This window comes from Pseudoalteromonas sp. CuT4-3 (genome assembly GCF_035666335.1).
Taxonomy (GTDB): domain Bacteria; phylum Pseudomonadota; class Gammaproteobacteria; order Enterobacterales; family Alteromonadaceae; genus Pseudoalteromonas; species Pseudoalteromonas atlantica.
In genome coordinates this window covers 635,941-662,469 of the sequence record NZ_CP142030.1, presented here as the reverse complement: position 1 = coordinate 662,469, position 26,529 = coordinate 635,941, and the positions used below count along the sequence as shown (strand labels likewise).

Here is a 26,529-nt window from a genome sequence, read left to right as displayed (position 1 = left end):
TAAAAAATGAATGTAAAAAGCAAAATTAAAGGCTTAATTTTTTTAATCTATTTATTATTTTTCAAAAAATTGGCATTGGCTTTTATGGCGCTAATTTTACGTGTACTTTATAAATTTAAAAGCGAATAATATTAAACTAACCTGTAAGTAAAACTTAACTGTTAATAAGTACTCTATGATCAAATCAGCGCCGTTAAAATCTCTCTATACGTTTATAGCTGTTGCCGAAACTGGCAGCATGGTGCACGCGGCTGAGCAGCTAAGTATTAGTCACTCGGCGGTAAGTCAGTCTATTAAAGCGTTAGAGTTACAACTTAATACACCGCTTTTTAATCGCATTGGTCGCCGCGTTGAGCTCAATCCTGTGGGTGAGCGCTATTACAAACGCATAGCCCCGGCCATGGCTGAAATTTTAGCAGCCAGTCAAGAGGCTAGTAACACAGCGAATGAGCCAACTTATTTAACACTCAATATGGTTAACTCACTAGCACTGCACTGGTGGATCCCTAGGGTGGCTGATTTTCAGCGCATTTCGCCAAATAGTGACATTCGTATTTCTAACTTGGTGGGAGAATTTGATTTAGAACGCGAAGGGATTGATGCAGCGATTATTCATGGCCAGCCCGATAAGTGGCAAAAATATCACTGTGAAAAACTAGCCGACGATCAGTTAATTTTAGTCTGTAACCCACAGCTTTTAGTTGGCTTAAATAAAGATGAGTTAACCGCGCAAAATTTGCTGCAACGCTTTAAAGCAATCTACGTTACCAACCCACGTAGGCAAAACGATTGGCAAACGTGGTGCGAGGCTAATAATTTAGCGCAGCCTAAGCAGCATAATAACTTAACCTTTAATATTTCAGTGCAAGCAACGCAAGCCGCGATGCGCCAGCTTGGCGTTTTGGTCACCCACAAACAGTTTGTACGCGACGATATAAAGCACGGCATGCTCACGCAAATTGGCCAAAGCATTGTAAATCCGCATCAGCAGTTTTATTTTGCAACGAGCCACGCCATGCTTAATCACCCACAGGTAAGCGCATTACGAGCGTGGCTAAAACGCGAATTTTTAAAAACAGCAAACGAGTAGTGCTACTCCACACGTTGCCAATATTGGTTACGGTAAAAAAAGCCTATATAGCCACGTACTTCTAATGTTTTACCGTCGTTTTGTGGCGTTAGTTGCACGGTATAGGTTTTACCATTTGTAGGGTCAAGTATTTCACCATCGCCCCACACGCCATCATCTTCTGGTTTTACATCAGTGATTATGGTCATCCCTAAAATAGGCTGATTTTTTAATGCACCATCACACTCTTTACAAATACCGGTTTGTTTAGCTGGGTCTAAAATAGTCTCAACTTTACCACTGAGCACCTTATCGTTTTGAGTAATGCGTACATACGATTTAGCCTCGTTGGTGTCTTCATCTATGGTTTTCCAAAGCCCAACTGGACTCATGTTTGCAAGCGCACCTTGGCTTATAAATAAAGCCGCAGCGAGTGTAGTTAGAAACCCTACCTTGTTTATTCCTTTCATTTTTAAATTCCTACAAAATTTTTATTATCATAGCAAGAGTAGTTTTAACATTACATCTTCAAGTAAAACGCTTTACATAACGCAATATAATCATCGCTGTAGCGGTTGTTGTCATTTTTTATGCATAGGGAGGTAAGCTCAGGCAAAGTGTTTACTAAGCTAAAGCGCATTAAACTGCGGCTAAATGCTTTACTTGGTGTGGTTTTTACTTGGCAATGCGCGTTTAAATAAAGCCCGCTTTGTGTTGCCAAGTCAATGAATAAGCCCGCCTCTGTGGTGGGTAAAATTACGTTAAAGCACGAATGCTCATGACTTAAACGCATATAGGCATGTATTAGTTCGTCAAAACTTAAACCATCGGTATGGCGTGCGGTGTTACGGGCATCGCTTAGCCCTTTTAAACTGCGGTTAAAATAAGGGGGGTTAGATATCACAACATCAAAGGGCGCCGCCTGTTTAAACGCTTGTATAGTGGTGTGCTTTACTGTGATATTTGGCCACGGGCTAGAGGCTATATTTTGCTGTGCTTGCTTGTAAGCAGCTTCATCAATTTCAACAGCGGTTATACTAAGTGCTGGTTGGCGCTGTTTACACATAAGCGCAAGTAAACCGGTGCCTGTGCCTATATCGAGTAATGTATTGGCACCTTTTAAATACGCCCATGCGCCAAGTAAAATGCCATCGGTTGAGACCTTCATAGCACAGCTATCGTGCTCAACCTTAAATTGTTTAAACGTAAACCCTGACATTTTTTCACCTTTTCATTCACCAACTGGCGTATAGCGCGTATAATTGCAGGTAATTGTCCCTTATTTTAGACACTCTATGCAATTTTCTGAATTTGATCTTGATACTAAACTACTCAACGCCATTGATAAAATGGGCTACGAGACACCAACCAGCATTCAACAACAAGCTATTCCTGAAGCGCTGCAAGGTCGCGATATTTTAGCATCAGCACCTACTGGCACAGGTAAAACGGCGGCATTTTTAATTCCGGCTATTCAATACTTAATGGATTTTCCGCGTCGCGACCCAGGTTTTGCACGTGTGTTAATAATGACCCCAACCCGTGAACTGGCTTATCAAATTCATGAGCAGTGTGAACTGCTTGCTAAAGGCACTCACCTTAAAATTGGTGTAGTAACAGGTGGTATAAACTACGGCACCCATAAAGAAATTTTTGAAAACAATAACGATATTTTAATCGCCACACCAGGGCGTTTAATGGAATATCTTGAAACCGAAAATTTCCATGCTGAAAACGTAGAAATGCTTATTCTTGATGAAGCCGACCGCATGCTAGACATGGGCTTTAGAAAAGAAATGCTGCGCATATGTGACGAAGCTAAAAACCGTCGTCAGTGCTTTTTATTCTCTGCGACTCTAGAAGGCGATAGCGTTGAGTTATTTGCTGAGCGTATTTTAAACGACCCAGCTTTACTTGAAGCCGAATCGTCACGCAAAGAAAAAGCAAAAATTCATCAATGGGTTCACCTTGCTGATGACTACCACCACAAGCTTGAGCTGTTGGTTAATACCCTAAACGGACCAGATGTAAGTAAAGCCATTGTGTTTGTAAAAACCCGTGAGCGCCTAGAAACGCTAATTGGTGAGCTAACTAACAATGGCGTAAAAGCCGCGTGGCTGCGTGGCGAAATGCCGCAAGATAAGCGCATGAAAGCGATGGAAAATTTCCACAGTGGCAAAACGCGCATATTAATAGCAACCGATGTTGCGGCCCGCGGTATTGATGTTTCTGACATTAGCCACGTAATTAACTTTGATATGCCGCGCACTGCCGATGTCTATGTACACCGTATTGGCCGTACTGGCCGTGCAGGTAAAAAAGGGATTGCTATATCATTAGTTGAAGCACACGACATTGGCATTTTATACAAGGTTGAGCGATACACAGAGCAAAAGCTTAAGCGCCGTATAATTAAAGGGCTTGAGCCACAGCATAAAGAAGCTAAGCCACCCGCTAAAAAGCGTAAAGATCCAGTAAAAATGAAAGCTAAGAAAAAAGCCAAAGCTAAAATTAAAAAGAAATAGCACACCATAAATAAACAAGCCGGCAGTTGCCGGCTTTTTTGTACCCGTTACAAATGTAACCCAAGCATGTAACTCATTCCCATTAAAATGTAATTATTGCCCACCTGAATTCCCACTTAATAAAATAACCTTATATTTCAACAAATTAAAACTGGCATCGAAATTGTAACTGAGAAAGTAACTCAGCTAAGAATAGCTGCACGATTAACCGTAATGTAAGGATGAAGTTATGAACCGCTTTAAGTTAACTATCGCTTTAGTATCATTTTGTTGTTTATTTTTATTAGCTTGCGCTACAAAAGTAAGTGCAGCAACTAACTTAGCCGTAGTAAGCAGTGTGGCTACTCAACCTAACTTACAACAAACAATCACCAATACGTTACGCACTAACCCAAACTTAGCATTAAGCGATATTCGCGTGCAGGTTGAAGACGGTGAAGTTGACCTATACGGTGAAGCGCAAACAGGTTTTCAGCGTGCACTTGCGCAAAAGTTTTTAGAAAATATGGATGGCGTTAAAATTATCCGTAATAAAATTAGTGTTATCTGATACCGCATTACAATTTTTGTTTATATAACTTATTCCTCTGCGTGGCTTGTTTCTCCAACACAAGCCGCGCTTTTTTATGCTTAACAGCACACTTTAGTATCTAAACTTCTAGCTTTAGCTCCCCTATTAAAAAATAGAGCAAACACTTAGCCGTCCTTTCCCACTCTTTTAAATTAGTGACTTACTACAGCTTTGATAAAAGAATGCTATAACAAGGCTGTAAAGTTCATATGATCAGCGCATTTTTAATACCGTTGGCAACCTATTACTACTCACTAATTAACCACACCATAAATAACAGATAATATATGACTTAATGCATGCAAATGCCCCATAACTTACACAAGGAAGCTAATACATGAAATGGTTTATTAACTACTGCTAATCCCTCTTATTGGCCATGCAGAGGAAGCTATATTTGGCTTTGCTGCAGATGTGTCTGTATCCGGCTTTTTAGCCCAGAAAATAGTGAAATAGATATTATAAAAGTCTTTGCTGATTTGGCAGGATTAAAAGTAGGCGACAAGGTAATAGAGTTAGATAGCTGCACTATTCCAGCCTGCTCTGCTGAGGTTACAAAAAAATCGATGACAAAAAACAGTGGTGAAACGCTTTTACTACTAATCAAAAAAACTCGATGGCAGCGAAAAGCAAATAAGTATTAACTTAAAATAAATTGATTAAAAGTATAGTTAAATTTAACCCGACTTAGCGCTTTGAAATTACTAGCAGCGCACTTTTTATGTAAAAATGCGCTGCTAGTGGGTAACTATTACTGGGCTAGTTTAAACCAGTACTAGTCGCTCATTCGCTTTGATTTGAACCCGTATTACTCCCGCCTTGTTGTTTGGGTGACTGTTGGTTTATTTTATCGCTTATCATGGCATCGAGCTTTTCACCGCCTTTAATGCCAAAATCTAACGTACGTATTGGGAATGGAATACTTATACCTGCAGCATCAAGCGCTTGTTTAACAGCGACTACGCCTTTATGGCGTACTGTCATAAAGTCTGGCTCGCCTGGGTATTTTATCCAAAACCACACCAGTAAATTAATACTACTGTCGCCAAAACCTTCTGCGTACACAGCGGTTTCATCTTTACGTATTACAAAGTCAAACTCGTTAATTTTATCAACGATAACTTCTTTGGCTTTTTCAATGTCGTCGCCGTATGAAATACCCACCGGTACCTCTATTCGCCTAACGCCTAACGTGGTGTAATTTTTTAACACATTTCTAAATAATACTTTGTTAGGTACCAGTATTAACTGCCCGTAAAAGCTCTCTATTAGCGTGTTACGCAGGTTTATAGAATGTACCGAGCCAAATACGTCGTCGGTTTCAATTACATCACCCGCTTTAAATGGCTTGCGTATTCCCATAGCAATACCGGCAATTAAATTCTCGGTCATGTCTTGAAAAGCAAAGCCTATGGCTAAACCCACAATACCCGCACCCGCTAGTAACGATGTGACTGTGCCTTTTAACCCCATAAAATCTAAAGCGATAAATAGGCCCACACATAACACAATGACCTTGAAAATAGACGCCATCAAATCAGCAATTTGCTTAGAGTCGAGTGAGCGCCTTAATAGGTTTTTCATTAGCTGGCCGGCAAAGCGCGCTATTATTGAAAATACAATGGCTATCACCACTGCCACAATAAAGTTTGGGATGTGGCTTATTACTACATCAAACCACCCTCCGAGTTTTTCTTCGATGAGTTTTTCGGCTTCGGCTACTGAAGGTATGCTGATCATATTTTTACACCTATCTATTTTTTATCTCATTAATAGTAGGTGAAGTTAGCAAGTTTAGCGCCAGCATAAAAAAAGCCATGCAATGCATGGCTTTTTAACTCATTGTTTGCTGAGTATAAACGCTTAGTTTTGCTCGTCGCGCATAAATACAGGCTCAAGATCTTTAGTGGTTGCTTCAGGGCTAAAGTAATAACCCGCCACAGTAAACTCTTTTAATTGGCTAAGCTGTGTTACCTGGTTTTCTATAATGTAACGGGCCATCATGCCGCGCGCTTTTTTAGCGTAAAAGCTAATTACCTTATATTGACCATTTTTGCAGTCTTTAAAATGCGGGGTAATAATTTGCGCATTGAGTGCTTTTTTATCTACTGCTTTAAAGTACTCGTTTGAAGCAAGATTAACGAGATATTGTGCGTCTTGCGCTTTTAATTCCTCGTTTAATTTATTAGCAATAATGCTACCCCAAAATTCATACAAATTTTTCCCGCGAGGGTTATCAAGCTTGGTGCCCATTTCTAGGCGGTAAGCTTGCATTAAATCAAGCGGCTTTAATAAGCCGTATAAACCCGAAAGTATACGTAAATGGCTTTGCGCATAATCGAGGTTAGCGGCAGTGAGTGTTGCGGCATCTAAACCACCGTACACATCGCCGTTAAAGGCTAGTACCGCTTGTTTAGCATTACTTTGTGTAAATGGTTGCGACCATTCGCTAAAGCGCGCAGCGTTAAGCCCTGCAAGCTTATCGCTAATTTTCATTAGGCTGCCAATTTGCGCTGGAGTTAGTTCACGGCATACTTTCATGAGCTCTTCGCTGTGCTCTAGTAATTCAGGTTGAGTGAACTTATCTGTTGCGGGTGGCGTTTCGTAATCAAGATTTTTTGCTGGTGAAATAACAGTGATCATAGTTAGCTATTGACTTGTAATTTATTTAATGTCAATTTCAACATTAAATGAGACGAAAAGCACGTTTTGTTTATAAAATACCATTGAAAATTAATCGCAATGGCCTAAATCCTACCTTAATAAATCATGCATCGTCGTTTTTCTATTGATAAGGACATAAGACCTATCAAGCATTGTCACACTGTTGCAGTATTGAATACTTATATTAAGGTAGTTTAGATTTTCTTTTAACTTGCTTGGAATGAGGAAGGCAAATGACTAGCGCTCTACAAAGGCTAAAACAACATTCATCTATCGTAGCCGACACTGGCGATATTGAAGCGATCAAAAAGCATCAACCAGAAGATGCAACCACAAACCCGTCGCTTTTATTAAAAGCGAGCGAGATTGAAGCTTACAAGCCTTATTTAGATAAAGCTTGGAGCTATGCAAAAGAAACAGAGCAAGATGCAGCTAAACAGCTTGAACTTGCATGTGACTACTTTGCCGTATTACTTGGTAAAGAAATTAGCGAAATTGTACCTGGTTATATTTCTACTGAAGTAGATGCTCGTTTATCATTCGACACCCAAGCAACTATTGATAAAGCACATACCCTGCTTAGCCTTTATGAAAAAGAAGGTGTAAGCAAAGACAAAATTTTAATTAAAGTTGCGTCTACATGGGAAGGCATTAAAGCGGCCGAACAGCTAGAAAAAGAAGGGACTAAATGTAACCTAACTTTATTATTTAGCGATGCTCAAGCACGTGCGTGTGCTGATGCAAACGTATTTTTAATCTCGCCATTTGTTGGCCGTATTTTAGATTGGCACGTAGCAAATGGTATGGAAAAACCAACCGATCCGCTACAAGATCCAGGTGTTCAATCTGTACGTAGCATTTTTGAGTTTTATAAACGCCATGATTACAAAACCGTTGTTATGGGCGCAAGCTTCCGTAACACTGGCGAAATTATTGCGCTTACAGGTTGTGACAAGCTAACAATTAGCCCTAACCTACTAGAAGACTTAGGCAATTTAGAAGGCGCAGAAGAATACTTACTACAAAGTGATATTCCTAAAGAGCCGAAGCCTGCTCCACTTACTGAGTCGCAGTTCCGTTGGTTACATAACCAAGATGCAATGGCAACTGAAAAACTAGCTGAAGGTATCCGCTCATTCGCAGATGCACAAGAGCAGCTAGAAGCACGTTTTAAAGCAATGTAATACGCGCTAATTATGTATTAAACGCCGCACCTGCGGCGTTTTTTTATGCCCTTAATATAATCCGCACTGCTTTATACTAACCTGCCACAGCAGGTAACATTGCCTACACAGCTAAATAGCTCACTTTTAGTATTTTTTTATTTATTTTTTCTATCTAAAAATAGCGCGCTCAATAAAGCTAGTTAGTATTAAACTTCATCAATGCATCACATACCTGTAACAAATTCGTCACTTTTTTATTCTATTTTAGCTAGGCCTGTGGTATAGGTATTCTCGAGGTTCACTAAAATCAATAGGAGATAGTCATGGATAGCCTAAACGATATATTAGAGATATTAGAAGGTCCTGATACAACAAGAAAAACCTCTCAAAAGAATAAAAAAAGAAAGTGGCGCGAGATTGAGGCCATAAAAGACAAACAACGGTTACGTAAAGAACTACAGGAGTTAGACTTTTTTACAGACAGCATTGAAATTGATGAGCTAGATTTTTAATTTCAAACAAATTGCGCTCAATTAGGCAATTTATTTTGTGGCAGGAAAACCGTATCGATAGTAAAGCTAACGCCAGGTTTTACCCCTTCAAAGTAATTGATAATTATTGCGCATGGGCATTAGTACACAATAACTAAGCAAAAGGCTTTCATGATACGAAAGCCTTTTTTAATATATCAATTAAACCTGCCAGTTAATGGTCGTATCGCCTTGGGCTTGTAACAATTCATTTGTTTGTGAAAAGTGCTTACAGCCAAAAAAACCACGATGCGCAGAAAGCGGCGATGGGTGCGGCCCTTTTAAAATATGATGGCGAGTGCTGTTAATATTTTTACCTTTTTTTTGCGCATGAGCGCCCCATAAGATAAACACGACACCTTTGCAGTGTGCATTTATATGGGCTATCACGTTATCGGTAAATTGCTCCCACCCTAAATGCTTATGCGAGTGCGCTTGGCCTTGCTCAACCGTGAGTACTGTATTGAGTAAAAACACGCCCTGCTCTGCCCAGCTTTGTAAGTAGCCATGGTCTGGTATTTCAAAACCGGGAATATCCGTTGCCAATTCTTTGTACATATTTTTTAACGACGGCGGTAACTTTTTAACCTCTGGCAACACAGAAAAACATAAGCCATGGGCTTGGCCTTCTCCGTGATATGGGTCTTGGCCTAAAATAACCACGCGAATATTGTTAAGGGCTGTCGCTTCAAAGGCGCTAAATACTTGCTCTTTGGGTGGGTACACAGCAACACCTTCGACACGGCGTTTTGCTACATAATCTAATGTTTGCTGCATATAAGGTTGCTGTAATTCATATTCTAAAAAGGCTGGCCAATCGCTCATTGTATACTCTTAATTTGTTTGCGTGATGCGTCTATTTTATCACACATATTTGCCAGTCCATCTAGCATGCGCGGTGTAAAACGATGTAATAAATCGGCATTTACACGTATAAATTGATTATGTTTTACAGCGGGGACTTCTGGCCATTTTTGCCAATTAATTTTAGGTTGTGGCTTATCGGCTTGTTCATCAGGAATAATAATAATCTGTGGTTTTTTAATCACCACGTTTTCAATACTTATTTGCGGGTAGTCGGTTGGGCTATGTGCAAATACATTGCTTACATGACATGTTTCTATAAGCTGGTTTATCCATGTATTTTCACTTACCGTCATCATTGGCTCTAGCCATAATTGATAAAAACCAGTTAATATTTTTTTGCTTTGCTGCTGCTTTTTAATATTTTTGAGCTTTGTAATAAATGCGTTTGCTACTTGCTTACTTTGCTCAATACGCCCTGTAAATTTTCCAAAAGCAATCAGCTCGTTTGCAACTTCTTCTATTTTTTTGGGATCACTTAAATGTACTTTTATACCAAGGCGTTTAATTTGTTCTAAATCTTCACTTTGATTACCGCTTTTCCAACCAATCACTAAATCGGGTTTTAGCGCTAATAATTTTTCAAGAGAAATACCATAGTAACCACCAATGCGCTCAATACTTTTAGCTTCATTTGGGTAATCGGCGTAATCAACAGTGCCAACAATATTACTTCCCGCACCTATAGCAAATAGGTTTTCTACTATATGCGGTGCAAGTGCTACAACGCGCAGTTTATCTGGCGCAGCTGTATCACGGGCCACGGCACTGCCCCCTGAACTCAATAACAGCAGTGCAGCAAAAAACGCTTTATACATTAGTAATCAAACCCTTCTAGTGCTTTTATACCCGAGTCGAAGGCGTGTTTAACATTGCGCACTTCGCTTACTGTATCGGCAAGGTCTGTTAACGTGCGGTGTGCTGCGCGACCTGTAATAATAACCGATTGCATGGGAGGGCGATTATTTAGCGCGTTTACTACCTCATCTAAATCAATATAACCGTAAGTCACCATGTAGGTAAGCTCATCAAGTAATACTAAATCAATACTGCTATCTGCAAGCATACGCTTTGACTCTTGCCACGTTGCTTGCGCGGCTGCGGTGTCGGCTTCTTTATTTTGCGTATCCCATGTAAAACCGGTATTCATAACGGCAAATTCAACCCCTGCGCCTTGTAATAAGTTACGCTCTCCACACTCCCATGTGCCTTTAATGAACTGACAAACAGCGGCTTTTTTACCATGCCCTACGCAGCGAGCAACCACACCAAAGCCTGAGGTAGATTTACCTTTACCATTACCCGTAATTACCTGAAATATCCCTTTAACATCTTGCGCAGCAGCCACGCGTGCATCTACCTGCTCTTTTACTTTTTGTTGGCGCTGCTGGTGCTTATCGTTATTTGTATCCGTCATTATTATCTCCTTCATAAATCGATATAATCTGTTGCATGTTCAAATGCGCCTCGCACGTAGTGGCCAAGCGCTCAAGTTGTTGCTCGCGGTGCGCTACAATACTCACAGGTTGTATGGCTGCATCACTTTTTACCCACTTTAAAATTTGCAGTGTGGCAGCGGGTTCATCAAACATGCCGTGTAAATAAGTACCAGCAATGGCATTGTCGTCACTAATAAAGCCATCGTTTTCAAACCCATGAGGGTGCGCGTTAAACGTTAAAAATGGCTTATCAAGTGCTGCGCCTTCACTAATGCCGGCATGAATTTCGTAGCCGCTACACGGTGTTTGCAAATCATTTAACTGCATAGCCGCCGTTACTTTAGTGAGTACTTTTTGGGTGCTTAGAGTGGTATCAAAGTCACTTAATGCAAGGCCTTTAACACGTTTTAATGACGATTCAACCCCCATCGGATCAGCAATGCTATTTCCTAACATTTGCATACCGCCACACACACCCAATACTTTACCGCCATAACGTATGTGGCGCTTTATTTGCGTACCCCAGCCTTCATTTTTTACAAAACTTAAATCACCCAGCACGTTTTTACTGCCAGGAATAATAATCAGATCAACCGGTGGGATCGCGTGTGTGTGGCGTACATAATTTATATTAATATTTGGGTGCAGCCGCAATGCATCAAAATCGGTATGGTTACTAATATGCGGCAATAAAAGCACGGCTATATTAATGGTGGCAGTCGTCACCGTGTTATCTATTGCTACAGCATCTTCGGCATCAAGTGCTAAATCATGCAAATAAGGCAGCACTCCAAGCACTGGTTTTTTTGTGTAGCGCTCAAGCCAATCTAGCCCACTTTGTAGCAAGCTTATATCGCCTCTAAAACGGTTGATCACAAAGCCTTTTACGCGCGCTTGCTCGGATTCGCTTAGTAAGGCAAGTGTGCCCACTAAATGCGCAAACACACCGCCTTTGTCTATATCGGCAATAATAATGACAGGGCAATCTACCGCTTCTGCGTAACCCATATTGGCAATGTCGTTCTCGCGTAGGTTTATTTCTGCGGGGCTGCCTGCGCCCTCAACCAATAATAAATCGAACTGCTTTGCTAGGCGTTGATGCGAGGCAAGCACTGCATCCATCGCAACCTGTTTATAGTTATGATAAGCCCCTGCCTCCATATTCCTAATGGCTTTTCCATGTACAATGACTTGTGCCCCCGTATCACTATTGGGTTTGAGCAATATGGGGTTAAAGTCGTTTTGAGGCTCTACTTTAGCGGCTATAGCTTGCAAAGCTTGCGCACGGCCTATTTCGCCCCCCTCTTTTGTAACCGCGCTATTAAGCGCCATATTTTGCGGTTTAAAAGGCGCGACCTTTACACCTCGCTTTGCAAACACTCTACAAAGCGCAGCAACTAAGGTGCTTTTTCCGGCATCTGAGGTAGTGCCTTGAATCATTAAGGTTTTCATCAGCACTATGCCTTTGTTTTTCTAAAAAAGAGTAAGCTTAAAAAAAATACGCTACCCATAGCTGCTGTGATCACCCCTACAGGGAGCTCTTGGTTTTTAAGTAATGAGCGCGAAAGCACGTCAACCCACACCATAAACGTGCCGCCCACTAAGCTGGTAATTAGTAAGCCAGCAGTACTGCCCTGAGATATAAAAAAGCGCACTATGTGCGGCACCATTAAACCTACAAAACCAATACCGCCACATAAGGCCACCAGCACGGCCGTTATTAACGAGCTCAATACCAACATTAAAATTCTAAAACGGTGCACACGGACCCCAAGCGTTATCGCGCTTTCATCACCAAGAAGCAGCGCATTTAACTGCCTTTTAAAGCTCAGCATAAAGCTAATACACACCACTATAACCACGCATGGCAACCATAACGTGGCCCATTGTGCGCGGGCAAAGCTGCCTAACGTCCAAAACAAAATACCAGCCACTGCTTGCGGGTCACTCCAATACAGCAATAAACTTGTAAATGCGCTAAATAAAAATGACAGCGCCACCCCCGCTAGCAACATAGACTCTACTTGCGTGCTTTTTTGCCGCCCAGCAATAAGTATCAATAAGCCCATTGCTAAAAAGCTCCCTAATAAGGCAGCAGCCGATAACATAAACCCTGCACTAATACCCGCAACGGCCATAAGCAGTACGACCCCAAACGACGCGCCTGACGATATGCCAAATAAATACGGATCAGCGAGCGGGTTACGAGTAACCGTTTGTAAAATAAGCCCTGCAATAGCCAAACCTGCACCCGCCATAAAGGCAAGTAAGGTACGAGGTAACCTAAGCTCATAAATAATACGCGCGTTAAACGAGCCCTCCCCTGCTGATAAAATCCCTGTGAGCACATCACTTAACGGCGTATCTGCGGCGCCAAAACTCAGTGCGCTAAAAAGGCTACCCAGTGCAATTAACACGGCTGCTATAAATATTGTCCACTGGTTTATTTTTGTTATATCCATTTAATTAATAGCCATAAAAGTAAGTAATATGAGGAATAGTTTGACCATTTTCTGTGCGTTGAGGGTGGCTAGTTACGCGCGCACATACCCCAAAAACATCCGCTAGCATGTCCTCACTAAGTACCTGCGCAGGCGAGCCTGCATGTGTTATTTTACCTTTATTAATAACCACCAGCTCATCGCATATAGCGGCTGCTAAATTTAAATCATGGAATGAGGCAAACACAGTAACCCCTAGCGATTTTGCCAGTTCCATCACTTGTATTTGGTATTTAACATCTAAATGGCTGGTTGGCTCATCCATGATGAGTAATTGCGGTTGCTGCACTATAGCGCGGGCAATCAATGCACGTTGCTTTTCGCCCCCCGAAAGCGATTCAAAATTTTGCTTACACTGTTGCTCAAGCCCTACGGTTTTTATTGCCTGTGTAATTTTTTGTTTGTCGCTGTGGGTGGTGGCGCTAAATAATGATTTATGAGGTGTAAGCCCAAGGGCAACCACATCAAATAATGTTAGGTTAAATTGCGCGGGCGTTTCTTGTAGAACTACAGCAACATATTTTGCGTAGTCTTCACTTTTAAGCTGCCAAATATCCTGCTGATTAAAGGTAACGTTACCAGCGGTCGGTTTATTAAAGCGATACAAACAGCGCAGTAAGCTCGACTTACCCGCCCCATTTGGGCCAATTAACCCAATAAACTTACCCTTAGCTATGTGTAAATTAATATTGTTTAAAATGGCGTGTTCATCGACTTCCCACGACACATTTTGAACGTTTAATAAGGGTGTATTTGGCGCTAATGTAGTTTGCAAAAGTGAGTCCTTGGAAAGCGTGCACTCACTAACACACAGCTAAAAGACTAGTGCATCAATAAAAATGAGTTTACCCGCTCGTTAAAAAAGTATACCAATCTAGAACTTCTCATGCTGATTGATATGTCTCATTTGTATCTGACTTAAAGCCTGGTGCTAATTACAGTTACGGGAATAGTTGAGGAATTTCACCCCATTCCAAATGAGGGTCTATTATGGGCGGGTAAGTAAATAATTTAAAGCAAAAAAAACCGCGCTCATTAGAGCGCGGTTAATAAAGGGAGTGTTTAAGCAACGCTTAAAACTTGTATTCCATACCTAGGCCAACGTAGTCTTGGTCAACATTGTTGTCCATATCAAAGCTTGAGTAAAAACCAAATACTTTAATGTTTTTATTAAACTTATGATCAACACCTACAGAAACTGCCGTTTTGTCGTCGCTGTCATCAAAGTCCATTGCTTGGTATTGCACTTTGAACGTGTTTTTACCCATGCTGTAGGCTGCGTTTAATAAATAGCCGTCAGCTTCTGCGCTACCGTCTACTTTTTCTTGAGTTTGGTACATAGCGCCTAATTTAAAGCTCTCTACTTTACCTTGAATTGACGCACGCACTACATCGTAGCCATTTACTTCGCTATCGGCTGCAACCGAGGCGTATACCGCACTCTTTTTAAGTGTAGAGTCACCGTAGGTAACCGCCATTGAATAACCGTTATCTGCATCTACGTCATCTTCGGCAACAAATGTAGCAAGTACTTTAAAGCCTTCGTAGCTTTTAGATGTATAAGTGATTGAATCACCTAAGCGGTTTTCACCTTTAAAGACATTTTTAATATCGCCTTCAAGGTCATTAAATAAATCTAACTTACCTTGCGATTGTTTAAGCGCTGTATCGTTACGACCCACAACAACTTGACCATATGCACCTTTTAAACCTACATACTGGTTACGTGCAGAAATATTGTCGTCGTTATCACCTTTAGAGTCAGCATCAGATACATCAACTTGAAACTCAAACTTATAAACCGCTTCTAATCCATCAGTAATCTTTTCAGACCCTTTTAGTCCAAAGCGAGATGCATTACTTTTAATTTCAGTGAAAGACCCTTCGCCATCATCAGACGATTGCACAGTAACATTCGCTTTACCGTATACATCAACGTCTGCAAACGCGCTAAAAGATAAACCACTTACTAGAGCAACACATAAGCTCGATTTTACAAAATTCATGTTATTTCCTCGATAATCACAAGACTAATTTTTAAAACAGCTGCAGTTTGTCACCGTTAAATGACAGATATATTACAAAGGAAACATTTTTGTCTTTTTATTTTAATAAAAGTGTCTAAATTCTGAAAACAAAACGACATGAATATTTAATAAACAAAATTGTACCTATTCAACCTCATTAAAAATCATAGTCGGTATTTAGTGTTCATCAACAGGCTGGTAAGCATTTATTTTAGGCAGTAAGTTAATCAGGGTTTCTATTAACTCTTTTTGTTCGTTGTCTCTGTGGTAGGCCACAAAAATATCACGCGAAGTATGTTCTACATCTTTTACATGAAACAGCTCACCCTTTTCTAGGTGGGACTCAACAAGTACCTCGGGAATAAACGCACTGCCGCCACACTGAAGAATTAAATCAAGGGCAATACGCCCCGTACTGGTTCTAAAATAAGGCGGCGTTTTACCGGTAAATTGGCGCGCATGCCATAGTGAAAACGTAGTACCCCAATCAACGTATACATATTGGTTATCAAAAAAGTTCTCGTTAGTGGCCGTGTCATAGCCACTAACCGGAATAATTGGCAGCTCGCAAATTCGCTCAACCACAAGCTCGTCTACTTTAGGGGGGTCAAATAAAATGGCCAAATCAAGCGTACGCTCTAATAATAACCGCGTGCTTTCTTGTTGAGCTTTAACCTCTGCGACCAACGACACCCCAGGCATAGCCGACACAATATTAGTAATGCCAAATTGTAAAAACGCATCCCATATATTAGGCGTACCCGCTAAACTTATTTGCTTGTGCATGTTATCGGCAAGTGCCACATCGACTTTGGCACGCTGCATGCCGGTGATGATCATTTTAGCGTGCGGAAGCAATCGCTCTCCTGGCGCCGTTAATTGAATATTGTTACGCTGGCGAATAAACAAGTTTACACCCAACCCCTGTTCTAATTGGCGAATTCGAAAGCTTACTGCCGATTGAGTGATATACAGGTTTTCAGCCGCTTTACCAAAGTGACGCGTGCGCACAACCTCTACAAATGTTTTTAATAAATCTATATCCAATTTTTTATCCTCACGATAAAAATAACTTGTTTAATAAATTGTCAAACTTGCATCATACTCCAGCAATAAACAGGGTATGAGGATACAGTTATGAGCAACGATATTTCACTACTTCGCCAAGCGTTTGTTAGCCAACGTCAATTTTATGATGATCAAAACTTTCCTCGCGGGTTTAGCCGCAGCGGAAACTTCACCTTATTAGAAGCCAGCATATTAGAGCAACACGGCGTTGTACTAAAAGGGCTTTATAATAAAACTTTAGCACCTCAAAATACGCTACAAGAGCAATTTGTTGACGTAGTTTGTGGCAGTAAAGAACCTACAAACCCAATCGAAAAAGCCTGGGTTAAATATTTAAAACTAACAACCTGTAAAACCAAGTTTCATACACTTTTTGGCCGTTCAAAAATGTCAGGGCCGGTACCAATAAGCCAAGACGATTATAGCGAATCAGATAGCGTATAAGCCCCTAAGATATTTGCTTTTTTGCGTTTTAACAGTTACAACTTGTATAAGCAAATACTTTTGCAAAATATCAAACAAGGTTGTTACGTGACGCGAAAAATACTCATAGTTGAAGATACGCCTACTATAGCGCGTGTGCAAAAGCATATCGCGCTTAAAGCAGGTTACGAAGTAGATATAGCCGAGTCTTTAGCGGCAACAAAAGAGCTAATAAAACACAATAGCTACTTTTGCGCTGTTGTTGATTTTATCCTTCCCGATGCTCCTGCGGGTGAGGCCATTCCGTATACTATTAATGCCGACATTCCCACCATCGTAATGACAGGCAACATAGATAAACAAACTCGCGACACGGTAGAAAAATACCCAATAATTGATTACATAATCAAAGAAAACAAACAAGCTTACCAATACCTAGAAAAACAACTAAGCCGTTTACCACGTAACGAGAACGTAAAAGTGTTGGTCGTCGACGACTCAACCTCTACCCGTAGATACATTTGCAGTTTACTAAAGCGCCATAAGTATCAAATACTCGAAGCAAAGGACGGCAAAGACGCGCTAGAGGTACTTGAAAGCCAAAAAGACGTGTCTGTTATCATTACCGATAACGAAATGCCAAACATGAATGGTGATGAGCTATGCGCCGAAATTCGCCGGCTTTACAGTAATGATGAAAAAGCCATTATCGGTATTTCGGGTGCTGACTCGTCAGCATTATCGAGCCTATTTTTAAAAAATGGTGCCAACGACTACCTCCATAAACCCTTTAACAGCGAAGAGTTTTACTGCCGACTAAGTCAAAACGTCGACATGCTTGAGCAAATAGCAACAATTAAACGCCAAGCAAATACTGACTACTTAACAAACCTGCCTAATCGTCGCTACTTTTTTGAAGAGTCGAGCAAGTCTCTCAAGTATTTAAAAAAATCGAATCAAGATGGCGCACTCGCCATGCTTGATATAGACCACTTTAAATCGATTAACGATACATACGGTCACGATTCAGGCGATGAGGTTCTCAAAGGGTTGGCGGTGTGTTTTAAAAAGTACTTTGAAAAGCAGCTAGTCGCTCGCTTAGGCGGTGAAGAATTTGCCGTTTACTTTACTGATGCAACCACAGCGCAAGCGCTAAAACGCCTTGAAGGGTTTAGGCAATTTATAGAGCTTAATAGCCAAGAGTTTAGCCAAGAAAAAATTAAATTTACAATTTCTATTGGCTTTGCAAGCGGCCCTATTTACCAAATAGATGAGTTACTTAAACAGGCCGATTTAAAGCTATATGATGCAAAAGAAACCGGCCGTAATAAAGTAATAAGCTAAACCTTAACGCTGCTTTATAGCAACTTGCTTAAACTATTATTGCGCATAGGTATTAAACTTCGGCGGCGGTTACAGCCGCTTTTTTACGCTTACGCGATTGATGATAAGAGTCCCAAGTAAATATAGCCAGTGCACTCCAAATACAGGCAAACGTAATCACCCGCTCTGCATCAAATACTTCATCGTAAAACACCACAGCAAGCATAAACATTAAACTTGGTCCTATGTACTGAAAAAAGCCCAATGTTGTGTACTGCAAACGTTTGGCCGCTCCGGTAAAGCAAAGCAGCGGCAACGTAGTAATAATACCGGCACTAATTAATAGCGCATTGGTATGCCAATCGTTTAGGGCCAAGTCGGAAGTAGGCGTTGGTGCCATTACCCACCAGTAAATTAATGCAACCGGCAGTAAAATTAGGGCTTCGAGTAAAATGCCTGGCAGCGCTTCGACTGGTAACTTTTTACGCAGTAAGCCATAAATAGCAAAAGACGTGGCAAGCGAAAACGCCACCACCGGAAACGAGCCAAAACTGACCAATTGCAATACTACGCCCGCAAAGGCTAAAAACACTGCAAACCCTTGTAACTTTCGCAGCCGCTCGCCTAAAAATAGCATGCCCAACAGCACATTAAGTAATGGGTTTATGTAATACCCTAAACTGGCATCGAGCATATGGTTATTATTAACCGCCCAAATAAACAGCCCCCAATTAAAGCCCAATATAGAAGAGGTAAGTACTAACATTAAAATAATTTTTGGCTGGGCAACTATGCGCTTAACCTTATCCCAGTATTTAAGCACACTGACCACAAGCACTAAAAAAACCACAGACCAGACAACACGGTGAGTTAAAATTTCAAAAGCAGAAACATGCTGTATTTGTTTGAAATAAATAGGCGCTAAGCCCCACATTAAAAAAGCTAAACAGGCAAAAATACCGCCTTTACGCTGCTCGTTTGCAATCGACATACATACTACTTATTCATACTAAAAGGCCGACAGTTTATACCAATTTGTGCTATTAAGTGATTTATTTTGCGGTAACTAAAGCTCAGCGCAAGGCAAAGCTTTTTATTTTAGCCGTACGTAATTAGCAGCTTTAACCTACTAAATACGTACCTGTACCAAAGGCGATTTGGATTGCCTTTTCATTGTGTAGCTCCATTCTACATACACACACTTTATTACCAGAGCGGATCAAAGTAGCACTGGCTGTAAATGTCTCCCCTTTGCCAGGGCGCAAATAATCTGTGCGCAAATCAATAGTGCCTAAGGTAGCCAGCTTTTGCTGTACGCTAGGGATATCGAGCTCGGTTAGTTTATCAATAACACTGGCTGCTGCAAGCATGCCGCCCACATTATCGAGCACCGCCGATATAATACCGCCGTGAAGAATTTTTTGCGCAGGATTGCCTATAAATACATCCTGCCAGGGAAAGGTAATTTTAGCTTGCTCAGGGCTGAGCGACTCTACCGAGATATTTAAAAACTGATTAAATGGCATGCCATTTACAAACAGTGCGCCAACTTGTTCAATTAACATTTCTTTATTCATTATTATTCTCTATGTTTAAATTAACACTGGTACGATGAGTTAAGCATACCTGAAGCAAAACCACGAGACACTAATTAAATCATTTACCTCTAAGCTAAAGACATCCTATAAAAAAACCACTAAAATAGCCGCCGATGAATACTCTAACCCCTACACCTAGCACATTGGTCCGCAAGCCCGACACGGTTCTTAAACAAGTGTTTGGCTACAGCGAGTTTCGTGATGGCCAAAAAGCGGTGATCGACGCGGCCATTAATGGCCAAGACTCTTTGGTACTACTGCCTACAGGCGGCGGTAAATCAGTGTGTTACCAAGTACCAGCGTTAGTGCTCGAAGGGGTTACTGTGGTAATCTCACCGCTTATCTCGCTCATGCAAGACCAAGTAACGCAACTGCAAGCATTAGGTGTTAAAGCCGCTTACATTAATAATAGCCTGGCTCGCGAAGAGCAACAATTAGTGTACCAACAATTGCACCAAGGGCTAATAAAATTACTGTATGTTGCCCCTGAAAAAGTGCTTCAGCATGAATTTACCGAGCGACTCAGCCACTTAAATATCAGCTTATTTGCAATTGACGAAGCACATTGTGTATCGCATTGGGGGCATGACTTTAGACCTCATTACTTTAGATTAAATGAGCTTAAGCAGCGCTTTCCCCATGTACCTATGATGGCACTGACCGCCACGGCCGATAAAGCGACCCGTTTTGATATAGTTGAGCAATTAAAATTACAACAGCCCTATATACATACCGGCAGCTTCGACAGACCGAATATTCGTTACACCATCGAAGAAAAGTTCAAGCCAATGGCGCAACTACTGCGCTATTTAAAAGAGCAAAAAAATCAAAGTGGCATTATTTACTGCACTAGCCGTAAACGCGTTGATGACATTGCCGAAAAACTCGCTGATGCAGGTTTAAATGCCGCCGCGTACCATGCAGGCATGAGCAACGAGCAACGCCAATTTGTGCAAACCGGATTTGCCCGCGATGATATTCAAATAGTCGTTGCGACCGTTGCCTTTGGTATGGGCATAAATAAACCAAATGTGCGTTTTGTTCTGCATTACGATATTCCAAAAAGTATTGAAGCCTACTATCAAGAAACCGGCCGCGCTGGGCGTGATGGCTTAGCCGCAGAAGCCATTATGTATTTTGATCCCGCCGATATAGGCCGCGTTAGGCGCTTTTTTGAAGACATAGACGATGAACAACGCCGCCGCGTAGAAGAACAACGCTTTAATGCCATGGCCAGTTTTGCCGAGGCGCAAACATGCCGCCGGCAAATACTATTAAACTACTTTAGCGAGTATAAACGCGAGCAATGTGGTAACTGCGATATTTGCATTAACCCACCAAAAAGCTTTGATGGCACATTAGTAGCGCAACAAGCGCTTTCGTGTGTGTATCGAGCTGGGCAGCGTTTTGGCTTAGGCTATATTGTAGAATTATTACGCGGGGCTAATACCAGCCGCATACGCGACAACAACCACCACGAACTCAGCACCTATGGCATAGGCAAAGACAAAAGCAGTGAATTTTGGCTCAGTATATTACGCCAACTTATACACCAAGGCTTGTTAAGCCAAGATATTACCCAAGGTGCCTCGCTGCGCTTAACCGAAGCAGCACGCGCTGTACTTAAAAGTGAATACGCCCTACAGCTTGCCGAGCCGCGCTTACAAGCTAAACACGTATACCAAGATAAACTGGCGCAGTTTAACTACGACAAAAAACTATTTGCCCGCTTACGGGCTCTGCGTAAAGAACTCGCTGATGCCGACGATGTACCGCCGTACGTTGTATTTAACGATAAAACCTTAGCCGAAATGGCGCAATTAATGCCCACCAACGACAGCGAATTTTTAAAGGTGTCGGGCGTTGGCTTTACCAAACTCAATAAATATGGCGGCGAATTTTTAACGGCCATTCGTAATTACCTTGCTAGCAATTAAGTAAACTATGACCCAAATTGAATACAATCACGCCCATAAATGCATTGTTATAAGCCCTATAGAAGCCCCACACGATGAAGACTTTGAGCTGTGGAGCACGCTGTTTTTACACGCAGATGAAATAACAATTATTGACTACGCAGGGGGTGCTGACCGTCATCAATTGCGCTTTAGCTATCAACAGCAAACCTTTAATTTAAATTTTGAACACTACAGCGAAAGTATTTGGATTAATGGCGAAGGCCTAGAAGCCGAGCACTTATTAGCAGCCCTTGCTTTTTACTTAAGCTAAAACGCCTCGCATATGCGCTAATTAACAAAGGTGCATAACGGTAACAATTAATTAGTTTCAAAATCCATACCTTTTACTTACATTGTAATAACAATGATGTAAGCTGATATTACGACTCATATTTGCTGTAGTATTGAAGAGGTTGAATGGTGAATAGAAAATGGATTGCACACTGTTGTATAAGCTTAGCCCTTGTAAGCTTTAGTGCGCCTAAGGCCTTTGCACAACAACCACCCAATAAAACTAACACCTGCTCCGCTGTGCAAACTCACTCAGACAAAAGCAATAATTTACGCCGTGAGGTTGAAGATAAAACCACACTGATTAATAGTCGCAGCGACGCCCAAATAACCTCAATTACCCTTAAACAACTTAACGTTTTTAATACCGAGCTGGAGGAGGAAAATAACGCGCTTTTTCGTTTTGCCAACCGCGCGCATATTCAAACCGAGCCAGGCGTTATTAGTAATATTTTGTTATTTAAACAAGGCGATAATTACAATGCCAGAAAACTCGCTGAGTCAGAGCGTTTATTACGCCAACAAAACTATTTATATGATGCGCAAATAAGCGCGGTTGAAAACTGCGACGGCAACGTAGATGTAACGGTGGTAACTCGCGATTTATGGACTTTACTACCCGAAATAAGCTTTAGTCGCAGCGGTGGCGAAAATAAATCGAGTATTGGCTTTCGCGAGTCCAATTTACTGGGTTGGGGCAAGCGCTTGTCGTTTTCACGCACTACCGACAGCGATCGTAATGGTTATTTATTTGTTTATGACGATCCTAATATATTATCTAGCCGGTATCGCGGGCGCTTAGAGTATGCCGACAACAGTGACGGAAAACGCCACTTATTAGAGCTAACCTATCCGTTTTACGCCATAGATACACCTTATAGCTATGGTATTAAAAGCTTTTCTGAACAGCGAGAAGAGTCGTTGTATCGCCGTGGTGATGAATACAGCGAGTTTGATCAAACAACCGATTTTTTTAGCGCTTTTTTAGGCCACTCTAAAGCATTATCTGATAGCTGGACACAGCGCTTAACGCTTGGCTATGTAAACCAAGAAGACAGCTTTGCAGAAATAGAAACAACCTTTGCTCCCTTGGCCAAAAACAGGCAACTAAGTTATCCCTATGTGAGTGGTCATTGGTTTGAAGACAGTTATATAAAAGTGCGTAATTTTGACAGTATTTCGCGCACCGAAGATTTAAATTTAGGGTGGAATATTAAAGCCCTATTAGGCTACTCAGATGAATCACTAAGTAATGATGACAGCAGAGCCGTGTATTCGTTAAAAGCTAAAAAAGCGCACTTTACTACCGACAGAACGCTGTGGCGTTTTAGTGCTCAAGTGGATGGTTATTGGAATAAAGAGCAAAAACAACTAGAAAATTTTTTAGCCACCAGCGAAGTGCAGTACTACTTAAATACCAGCGAAAACCAATCCTGGTTTGTTAAAGCCCGTGCCCAGTATGCTAAAAACCTAACCGCCGATAAGCAGCTAACACTTGGCGGCGAAACGGGCCTTCGTGGCTATCCTATGGATTACCAGCATGGCGACCGAAGCTTTTTAGTCAGCTTAGAAAAACGCTATTACTGGGAGTACGATTTACTGCAGCTATTTAAAGTCGGTGCAGCGGGCTTTGTTGACGTTGGCCGCGCTTGGTTTAACGATGAAGACAACGGCGAGAACGATCATGTTTTAAAAAATGTTGGTGTGGGTTTACGTTTAGCACCTAGCAGAGCAAACTCTGGCACCATGATCCACCTTGATATTGCCGCCCCGCTTGATAGCTACGACGATGTTGATTCGGTGCAGTGGCTCGTAAGTGTTAAAAACACCTTTTAAATAGCGAGCAATAAACGAAAGCGTTACACTAGCGCTTTAAATTTTCCTAAAAAAAGTACGGGATCACACTTTGGAATTGTTTGCACTTTTAGAGCTAATGGGTACGCAATATAAATTGATTGTTACCCTTATCGCCATTTTACTTTTTCCTCTTTTATTAAAAGTCACTAAAAAGTTGCTCGAAAAAGCCATAAAAGGAAAAGTAGATGTTCATCGTAAATTTAGAGCGGAGCTGTTATTAAAAATAATACTCGCGTTTGTAGTACTGTGCTTAGTGCTTATATTTTGGGGTATAGAGCTGCGCGGGCTATTAGTTTTGGGCTCATCCTTATTTGCTATGCTCGGGGTCGCTTTATTTGCCGCTTGGTCGCTGCTTAGTAACCTTACCGCTTTTTTACTCATGTTTATTCAAAATGGTTTTCATGTGGGAAATTGGGTGCGTATTGTTGATGGCGCAAACCATATAGAAGGGCGCATTGTCGAATTAGGTTTAATGAACGTGCTACTTGAGCATGTGGATGGGCACCGAGTTGTTTACCCTAATAACCTGTTTGTGACACGCCCGGTTATGGTATTAAATAAAGAACCTAAGCCTACAAAGGCACCGGTAATAAAACGGATTATTGGCCCTAAAAAGACATAGTTTTAAAAGTCATATCCGTAAAAAAGCCGCAGTAAGGCAAACCTCACTGCGGCTTTTTACTAGCTAACATAGTGCTAATTATTTAGCTCAGCTGTTTTAAGCTCTTCATCTAAATCATTTATTTCATCAATAAAATGCTCTAATTGCTGCTCTACTAAGCTGTTATCATTTGCAAAGTAAGCAAGGTGGAATACCGCATCCCCTTCGTTTACTAGTGGCATAGTTTGCTGGCCTATCACAATACCGCCCTTAGGCGCTAAAAGCTCAAGCTCGGCATCACCTAATGGGCTACTTATGTACGCCAGCACTTGGCCTTTTTCTACGTGTTCACCTAGCGATACTTGCGCACGTACAATGCCATCTACCTCAGCGCGTATCCAACTTGTAGACCCTGCAATAATAGGATCGGGCAGTTTTTTAGGACGCTTGCCGCGGATCATTTTTAAATGCCGCATCACATAATCCACACCCTGCACACCTGCTGCAATAGCAATAGGGTCAAAGCGTAAGGCTTCACCGGCTTCGTAAGTAATAACCGGTATACCTAAATTAGCGGCTTCACTACGTAATGAGCCATTACGAAGGGATGCATTTATAACCGCTGGTGTGCCGAATGCTTTGGCCATATCAGCGGTTGCTTCATCATCTAAGTTAGCGCGTATTTGCGGTAAGTTAGTACGGTGAATCGCCCCCGTATGTAAATCAATAATGTGGGTACAATGTACCGCCACCTGATTAAAAAACATATGTGCCATACGCCCCGCAAGCGATCCACGCTCAGAGCCCGGAAAGCTGCGGTTCATATCACGTCTATCGGGTAAATAACGTGATTTATGAATAAAGCCAAACACATTAACAATTGGCACAGCAATTATGGTTCCGCGCAGTTGGCTTGCATCTATTTTAGAGAGCAGCTGACGTACAACTTCTACACCATTTAGCTCATCACCATGAATAGCGGCACACACCATCAGCACTGGGCCTTCCATTACACCATTAACCACTTCAATAGGAATATTAAGCGGTGAATGGGTGTAAAGTTTAGCAGCCTCTAAGGCAAGGGTTTTACGCTCGCCCACGCCAACACTTTCACCTAATAAGGTAAAAGGACGATTAATTTTAACCTTTGCCACGGGTTGCGGTTCCTTTAATAGCAGCATTTTTTTCGATGAAATCAATCACCATACCGGCAATATCTTTGCCTGTTGCCACTTCAATCCCTTCAAGGCCTGGAGAAGAGTTTACTTCCATTACCAACGGCCCACGAGATGAGCGAAGTAAATCAACGCCCGCTACATTTAAGCCCATTGCTTTTGCTGCAGCAACGGCGGTTTTACGCTCTTCTGGGGTAATGCGTACTAATGTAGCGCTACCACCACGGTGAAGGTTTGAGCGGAACTCGCCTTCTTGCGCTTGGCGCTTCATGGCCGCTATTACTTTATCACCAAGTACAAAACAACGAATATCGGCTCCGCCGGCTTCTTTAATGTATTCTTGAACCATAATATTGGCTTTTAAACCCATAAACGCTTCAATAACACTTTCAGCCGCTTTACGTGTTTCAGCAAGTACAACACCAATGCCTTGTGTGCCTTCAAGTAATTTAATAACCACCGGAGCACCGCCTACCATTTCTAGTAAGTCTTTAACGTCATCTGGTTTGCTGGCAAAACCGGTTACCGGCATGCCTACGCCTTTACGTGATAACAGCTGAAGTGAGCGTAATTTATCGCGCGAACGAGAAATAGCCACCGATTCGTTAACAGGATAAACCCCCATCATTTCGAACTGACGTAAAACAGAGCAACCATAAAACGTCACCGAAGCACCAATGCGTGGAACAATGGCGTCAAAATCTTTTAAATTTTCACCACGGTAGTGAATTTCTGGCTGCTCTGAGTTTATATTCATATAGCAACGAAGCGCATCAATCACCTTTACCTCATGACCGCGTGCCTCTGCCGCTTCAATTAAGCGACGCGTTGAATACAAATTTCTGTTGCGAGATAAAATACCAATTTTCATAGTTAAAA

27 protein-coding genes are annotated in these 26,529 nt (G+C 41.6%); 11 read left to right on the top strand and 16 right to left on the bottom strand.

The window, feature by feature from the left end:
- The first annotated feature begins 175 nt into the window (after positions 1-175).
- Entirely contained in the window at positions 176-1,090 is a 915-nt protein-coding gene (locus VOI46_RS02900) for a LysR substrate-binding domain-containing protein (RefSeq protein WP_004588000.1), read from the top strand.
- 2 nt (positions 1,091-1,092) lie between these two features.
- Here the strand turns inward: VOI46_RS02900 and VOI46_RS02895 are convergent, their stop codons facing one another.
- Complete coding sequence (locus VOI46_RS02895) at positions 1,093-1,539, bottom strand: DUF2147 domain-containing protein (protein WP_004587999.1); 447 nt, start codon at positions 1,537-1,539, stop codon at positions 1,093-1,095.
- Between the two features lie 50 nt (positions 1,540-1,589).
- Positions 1,590-2,288 (bottom strand): methyltransferase, encoded by a 699-nt coding sequence (locus VOI46_RS02890; protein WP_004587998.1) that lies wholly within the window; start codon positions 2,286-2,288, stop codon positions 1,590-1,592.
- Between the two features lie 76 nt (positions 2,289-2,364).
- Here VOI46_RS02890 and srmB point away from each other — a divergent pair, with 76 nt between their 5' ends.
- Both srmB and VOI46_RS02880 read left to right on the top strand, forming a co-directional pair.
- Entirely contained in the window at positions 2,365-3,594 is a 1,230-nt protein-coding gene (gene srmB, locus VOI46_RS02885; RefSeq protein ID WP_004587997.1) for an ATP-dependent RNA helicase SrmB, read from the top strand.
- A 229-nt stretch (positions 3,595-3,823) separates the two neighbouring features.
- Complete coding sequence (locus VOI46_RS02880) at positions 3,824-4,144, top strand: BON domain-containing protein (RefSeq protein WP_004587996.1); 321 nt, start codon at positions 3,824-3,826, stop codon at positions 4,142-4,144.
- An 804-nt stretch (positions 4,145-4,948) separates the two neighbouring features.
- On the opposite strand, the gene VOI46_RS02875 is transcribed toward VOI46_RS02880, so the two are convergent.
- A complete protein-coding gene (locus tag VOI46_RS02875) occupies positions 4,949-5,905 on the bottom strand; it encodes a mechanosensitive ion channel family protein (protein WP_004587995.1) in 957 nt (318 codons plus the stop codon).
- A gap of 123 nt (positions 5,906-6,028) precedes the next feature.
- Positions 6,029-6,808, bottom strand: a complete 780-nt coding sequence (gene yaaA, locus VOI46_RS02870; protein WP_004587994.1) for a peroxide stress protein YaaA — start codon at positions 6,806-6,808, stop codon at positions 6,029-6,031.
- Positions 6,809-7,062: 254 nt separating this feature from the next.
- Between yaaA and tal the strand changes: the two genes are divergently transcribed.
- Positions 7,063-8,013 (top strand): transaldolase, encoded by a 951-nt coding sequence (gene tal / locus VOI46_RS02865; RefSeq protein WP_004587993.1) that lies wholly within the window; start codon positions 7,063-7,065, stop codon positions 8,011-8,013.
- Positions 8,014-8,318: 305 nt separating this feature from the next.
- Positions 8,319-8,507, top strand: a complete 189-nt coding sequence (locus VOI46_RS02860; protein WP_004587992.1) for a DUF3545 family protein — start codon at positions 8,319-8,321, stop codon at positions 8,505-8,507.
- Between the two features lie 180 nt (positions 8,508-8,687).
- Here the strand turns inward: VOI46_RS02860 and ung are convergent, their stop codons facing one another.
- The 8 genes from ung to VOI46_RS02820 all read right to left on the bottom strand — a co-directional run bounded on the left by ung (position 8,688) and on the right by VOI46_RS02820 (position 16,403).
- Positions 8,688-9,350, bottom strand: coding sequence for a uracil-DNA glycosylase (gene ung / locus VOI46_RS02855; RefSeq protein ID WP_004587991.1), 663 nt, complete (start codon positions 9,348-9,350; stop codon positions 8,688-8,690).
- The gene (locus tag VOI46_RS02850) at positions 9,347-10,207 is read right to left on the bottom strand and encodes a cobalamin-binding protein (protein WP_004587990.1); all 861 of its coding nucleotides are present in this window, start codon (positions 10,205-10,207) and stop codon (positions 9,347-9,349) included. The genes ung and VOI46_RS02850 overlap by 4 nt, the downstream gene beginning before the upstream one ends.
- Positions 10,207-10,806: a cob(I)yrinic acid a,c-diamide adenosyltransferase gene (cobO, locus tag VOI46_RS02845; RefSeq protein ID WP_004587989.1), complete on the bottom strand. Its 600-nt coding sequence runs from the start codon at positions 10,804-10,806 to the stop codon at positions 10,207-10,209. Before cobO ends, VOI46_RS02850 begins: the two co-directional genes overlap by 1 nt.
- Complete coding sequence (locus tag VOI46_RS02840) at positions 10,790-12,280, bottom strand: cobyric acid synthase (protein WP_004587988.1); 1,491 nt, start codon at positions 12,278-12,280, stop codon at positions 10,790-10,792. Before VOI46_RS02840 ends, cobO begins: the two co-directional genes overlap by 17 nt.
- A 5-nt stretch (positions 12,281-12,285) precedes the next feature.
- Positions 12,286-13,290, bottom strand: a complete 1,005-nt coding sequence (locus VOI46_RS02835) for an iron ABC transporter permease (protein ID WP_004587987.1) — start codon at positions 13,288-13,290, stop codon at positions 12,286-12,288.
- Positions 13,291-13,294: 4 nt separating this feature from the next.
- The gene (locus VOI46_RS02830; protein ID WP_004587986.1) at positions 13,295-14,104 is read right to left on the bottom strand and encodes an ABC transporter ATP-binding protein; all 810 of its coding nucleotides are present in this window, start codon (positions 14,102-14,104) and stop codon (positions 13,295-13,297) included.
- A gap of 298 nt (positions 14,105-14,402) precedes the next feature.
- Complete coding sequence (locus VOI46_RS02825; protein WP_004587985.1) at positions 14,403-15,335, bottom strand: porin; 933 nt, start codon at positions 15,333-15,335, stop codon at positions 14,403-14,405.
- 198 nt (positions 15,336-15,533) lie between these two features.
- The gene (locus VOI46_RS02820) at positions 15,534-16,403 is read right to left on the bottom strand and encodes a LysR family transcriptional regulator (protein ID WP_004587984.1); all 870 of its coding nucleotides are present in this window, start codon (positions 16,401-16,403) and stop codon (positions 15,534-15,536) included.
- Between the two features lie 90 nt (positions 16,404-16,493).
- Between VOI46_RS02820 and VOI46_RS02815 the strand changes: the two genes are divergently transcribed.
- Positions 16,494-16,868, top strand: a complete 375-nt coding sequence (locus VOI46_RS02815) for a DUF413 domain-containing protein (RefSeq protein WP_004587983.1) — start codon at positions 16,494-16,496, stop codon at positions 16,866-16,868.
- 87 nt (positions 16,869-16,955) lie between these two features.
- Positions 16,956-18,191 carry a response regulator gene (locus VOI46_RS02810; RefSeq protein ID WP_039972264.1) on the top strand — a complete coding sequence of 412 codons (1,236 nt, stop codon included), beginning with the start codon at positions 16,956-16,958 and terminating at the stop codon, positions 18,189-18,191.
- Positions 18,192-18,243: 52 nt separating this feature from the next.
- On the opposite strand, the gene rarD is transcribed toward VOI46_RS02810, so the two are convergent.
- Both rarD and VOI46_RS02800 read right to left on the bottom strand, forming a co-directional pair.
- Positions 18,244-19,161: an EamA family transporter RarD gene (gene rarD / locus VOI46_RS02805; protein ID WP_004587981.1), complete on the bottom strand. Its 918-nt coding sequence runs from the start codon at positions 19,159-19,161 to the stop codon at positions 18,244-18,246.
- A gap of 130 nt (positions 19,162-19,291) precedes the next feature.
- Entirely contained in the window at positions 19,292-19,747 is a 456-nt protein-coding gene (locus VOI46_RS02800; protein ID WP_004587980.1) for a thioesterase family protein, read from the bottom strand.
- A gap of 134 nt (positions 19,748-19,881) precedes the next feature.
- On the opposite strand from VOI46_RS02800, the gene recQ reads away from it, so the two are divergent.
- The 4 genes from recQ to VOI46_RS02780 all read left to right on the top strand — a co-directional run bounded on the left by recQ (position 19,882) and on the right by VOI46_RS02780 (position 24,496).
- Positions 19,882-21,705: a DNA helicase RecQ gene (gene recQ / locus VOI46_RS02795; RefSeq protein WP_004587979.1), complete on the top strand. Its 1,824-nt coding sequence runs from the start codon at positions 19,882-19,884 to the stop codon at positions 21,703-21,705.
- A gap of 7 nt (positions 21,706-21,712) precedes the next feature.
- Entirely contained in the window at positions 21,713-21,997 is a 285-nt protein-coding gene (locus VOI46_RS02790) for a DUF3630 family protein (RefSeq protein ID WP_004587978.1), read from the top strand.
- 146 nt (positions 21,998-22,143) lie between these two features.
- Positions 22,144-23,853: a BamA/TamA family outer membrane protein gene (locus tag VOI46_RS02785; protein WP_004587977.1), complete on the top strand. Its 1,710-nt coding sequence runs from the start codon at positions 22,144-22,146 to the stop codon at positions 23,851-23,853.
- A gap of 70 nt (positions 23,854-23,923) precedes the next feature.
- Positions 23,924-24,496, top strand: coding sequence for a mechanosensitive ion channel domain-containing protein (locus VOI46_RS02780; RefSeq protein WP_004587976.1), 573 nt, complete (start codon positions 23,924-23,926; stop codon positions 24,494-24,496).
- A gap of 74 nt (positions 24,497-24,570) precedes the next feature.
- Here VOI46_RS02780 and VOI46_RS02775 read toward each other — a convergent pair whose 3' ends face one another.
- Together VOI46_RS02775 and rimK are read right to left on the bottom strand one after the other, a co-directional pair.
- On the bottom strand, positions 24,571-25,629 hold the full coding sequence (locus tag VOI46_RS02775) for a succinylglutamate desuccinylase/aspartoacylase family protein (RefSeq protein WP_024031557.1): 1,059 nt from the start codon (positions 25,627-25,629) through the stop codon (positions 24,571-24,573).
- Positions 25,616-26,521 carry a 30S ribosomal protein S6--L-glutamate ligase gene (gene rimK / locus VOI46_RS02770; RefSeq protein WP_004587974.1) on the bottom strand — a complete coding sequence of 302 codons (906 nt, stop codon included), beginning with the start codon at positions 26,519-26,521 and terminating at the stop codon, positions 25,616-25,618. The genes VOI46_RS02775 and rimK overlap by 14 nt, the downstream gene beginning before the upstream one ends.
- Positions 26,522-26,529: the final 8 nt, after the last annotated feature.

Bases quoted from the DNA above. Each gene is read 5' to 3' on its own strand.
- VOI46_RS02900 (WP_004588000.1), top strand. From the start codon at position 176: ATGATCAAATCAGCGCCGTTAAAATCTCTCTATACGTTTATAGCTGTT.
- VOI46_RS02895 (WP_004587999.1), bottom strand. From the start codon at position 1,539: ATGAAAGGAATAAACAAGGTAGGGTTTCTAACTACACTCGCTGCGGCT.
- VOI46_RS02890 (WP_004587998.1), bottom strand. From the start codon at position 2,288: ATGTCAGGGTTTACGTTTAAACAATTTAAGGTTGAGCACGATAGCTGT.
- srmB (WP_004587997.1), top strand. From the start codon at position 2,365: ATGCAATTTTCTGAATTTGATCTTGATACTAAACTACTCAACGCCATT.
- VOI46_RS02880 (WP_004587996.1), top strand. From the start codon at position 3,824: ATGAACCGCTTTAAGTTAACTATCGCTTTAGTATCATTTTGTTGTTTA.
- VOI46_RS02875 (WP_004587995.1), bottom strand. From the start codon at position 5,905: ATGATCAGCATACCTTCAGTAGCCGAAGCCGAAAAACTCATCGAAGAA.
- yaaA (WP_004587994.1), bottom strand. From the start codon at position 6,808: ATGATCACTGTTATTTCACCAGCAAAAAATCTTGATTACGAAACGCCA.
- tal (WP_004587993.1), top strand. From the start codon at position 7,063: ATGACTAGCGCTCTACAAAGGCTAAAACAACATTCATCTATCGTAGCC.
- VOI46_RS02860 (WP_004587992.1), top strand. From the start codon at position 8,319: ATGGATAGCCTAAACGATATATTAGAGATATTAGAAGGTCCTGATACA.
- ung (WP_004587991.1), bottom strand. From the start codon at position 9,350: ATGAGCGATTGGCCAGCCTTTTTAGAATATGAATTACAGCAACCTTAT.
- VOI46_RS02850 (WP_004587990.1), bottom strand. From the start codon at position 10,207: ATGTATAAAGCGTTTTTTGCTGCACTGCTGTTATTGAGTTCAGGGGGC.
- cobO (WP_004587989.1), bottom strand. From the start codon at position 10,806: ATGACGGATACAAATAACGATAAGCACCAGCAGCGCCAACAAAAAGTA.
- VOI46_RS02840 (WP_004587988.1), bottom strand. From the start codon at position 12,280: ATGAAAACCTTAATGATTCAAGGCACTACCTCAGATGCCGGAAAAAGC.
- VOI46_RS02835 (WP_004587987.1), bottom strand. From the start codon at position 13,290: ATGGATATAACAAAAATAAACCAGTGGACAATATTTATAGCAGCCGTG.
- VOI46_RS02825 (WP_004587985.1), bottom strand. From the start codon at position 15,335: ATGAATTTTGTAAAATCGAGCTTATGTGTTGCTCTAGTAAGTGGTTTA.
- VOI46_RS02815 (WP_004587983.1), top strand. From the start codon at position 16,494: ATGAGCAACGATATTTCACTACTTCGCCAAGCGTTTGTTAGCCAACGT.
- rarD (WP_004587981.1), bottom strand. From the start codon at position 19,161: ATGTCGATTGCAAACGAGCAGCGTAAAGGCGGTATTTTTGCCTGTTTA.
- VOI46_RS02800 (WP_004587980.1), bottom strand. From the start codon at position 19,747: ATGAATAAAGAAATGTTAATTGAACAAGTTGGCGCACTGTTTGTAAAT.
- recQ (WP_004587979.1), top strand. From the start codon at position 19,882: ATGAATACTCTAACCCCTACACCTAGCACATTGGTCCGCAAGCCCGAC.
- VOI46_RS02790 (WP_004587978.1), top strand. From the start codon at position 21,713: ATGACCCAAATTGAATACAATCACGCCCATAAATGCATTGTTATAAGC.
- VOI46_RS02785 (WP_004587977.1), top strand. From the start codon at position 22,144: ATGGTGAATAGAAAATGGATTGCACACTGTTGTATAAGCTTAGCCCTT.
- rimK (WP_004587974.1), bottom strand. From the start codon at position 26,521: ATGAAAATTGGTATTTTATCTCGCAACAGAAATTTGTATTCAACGCGT.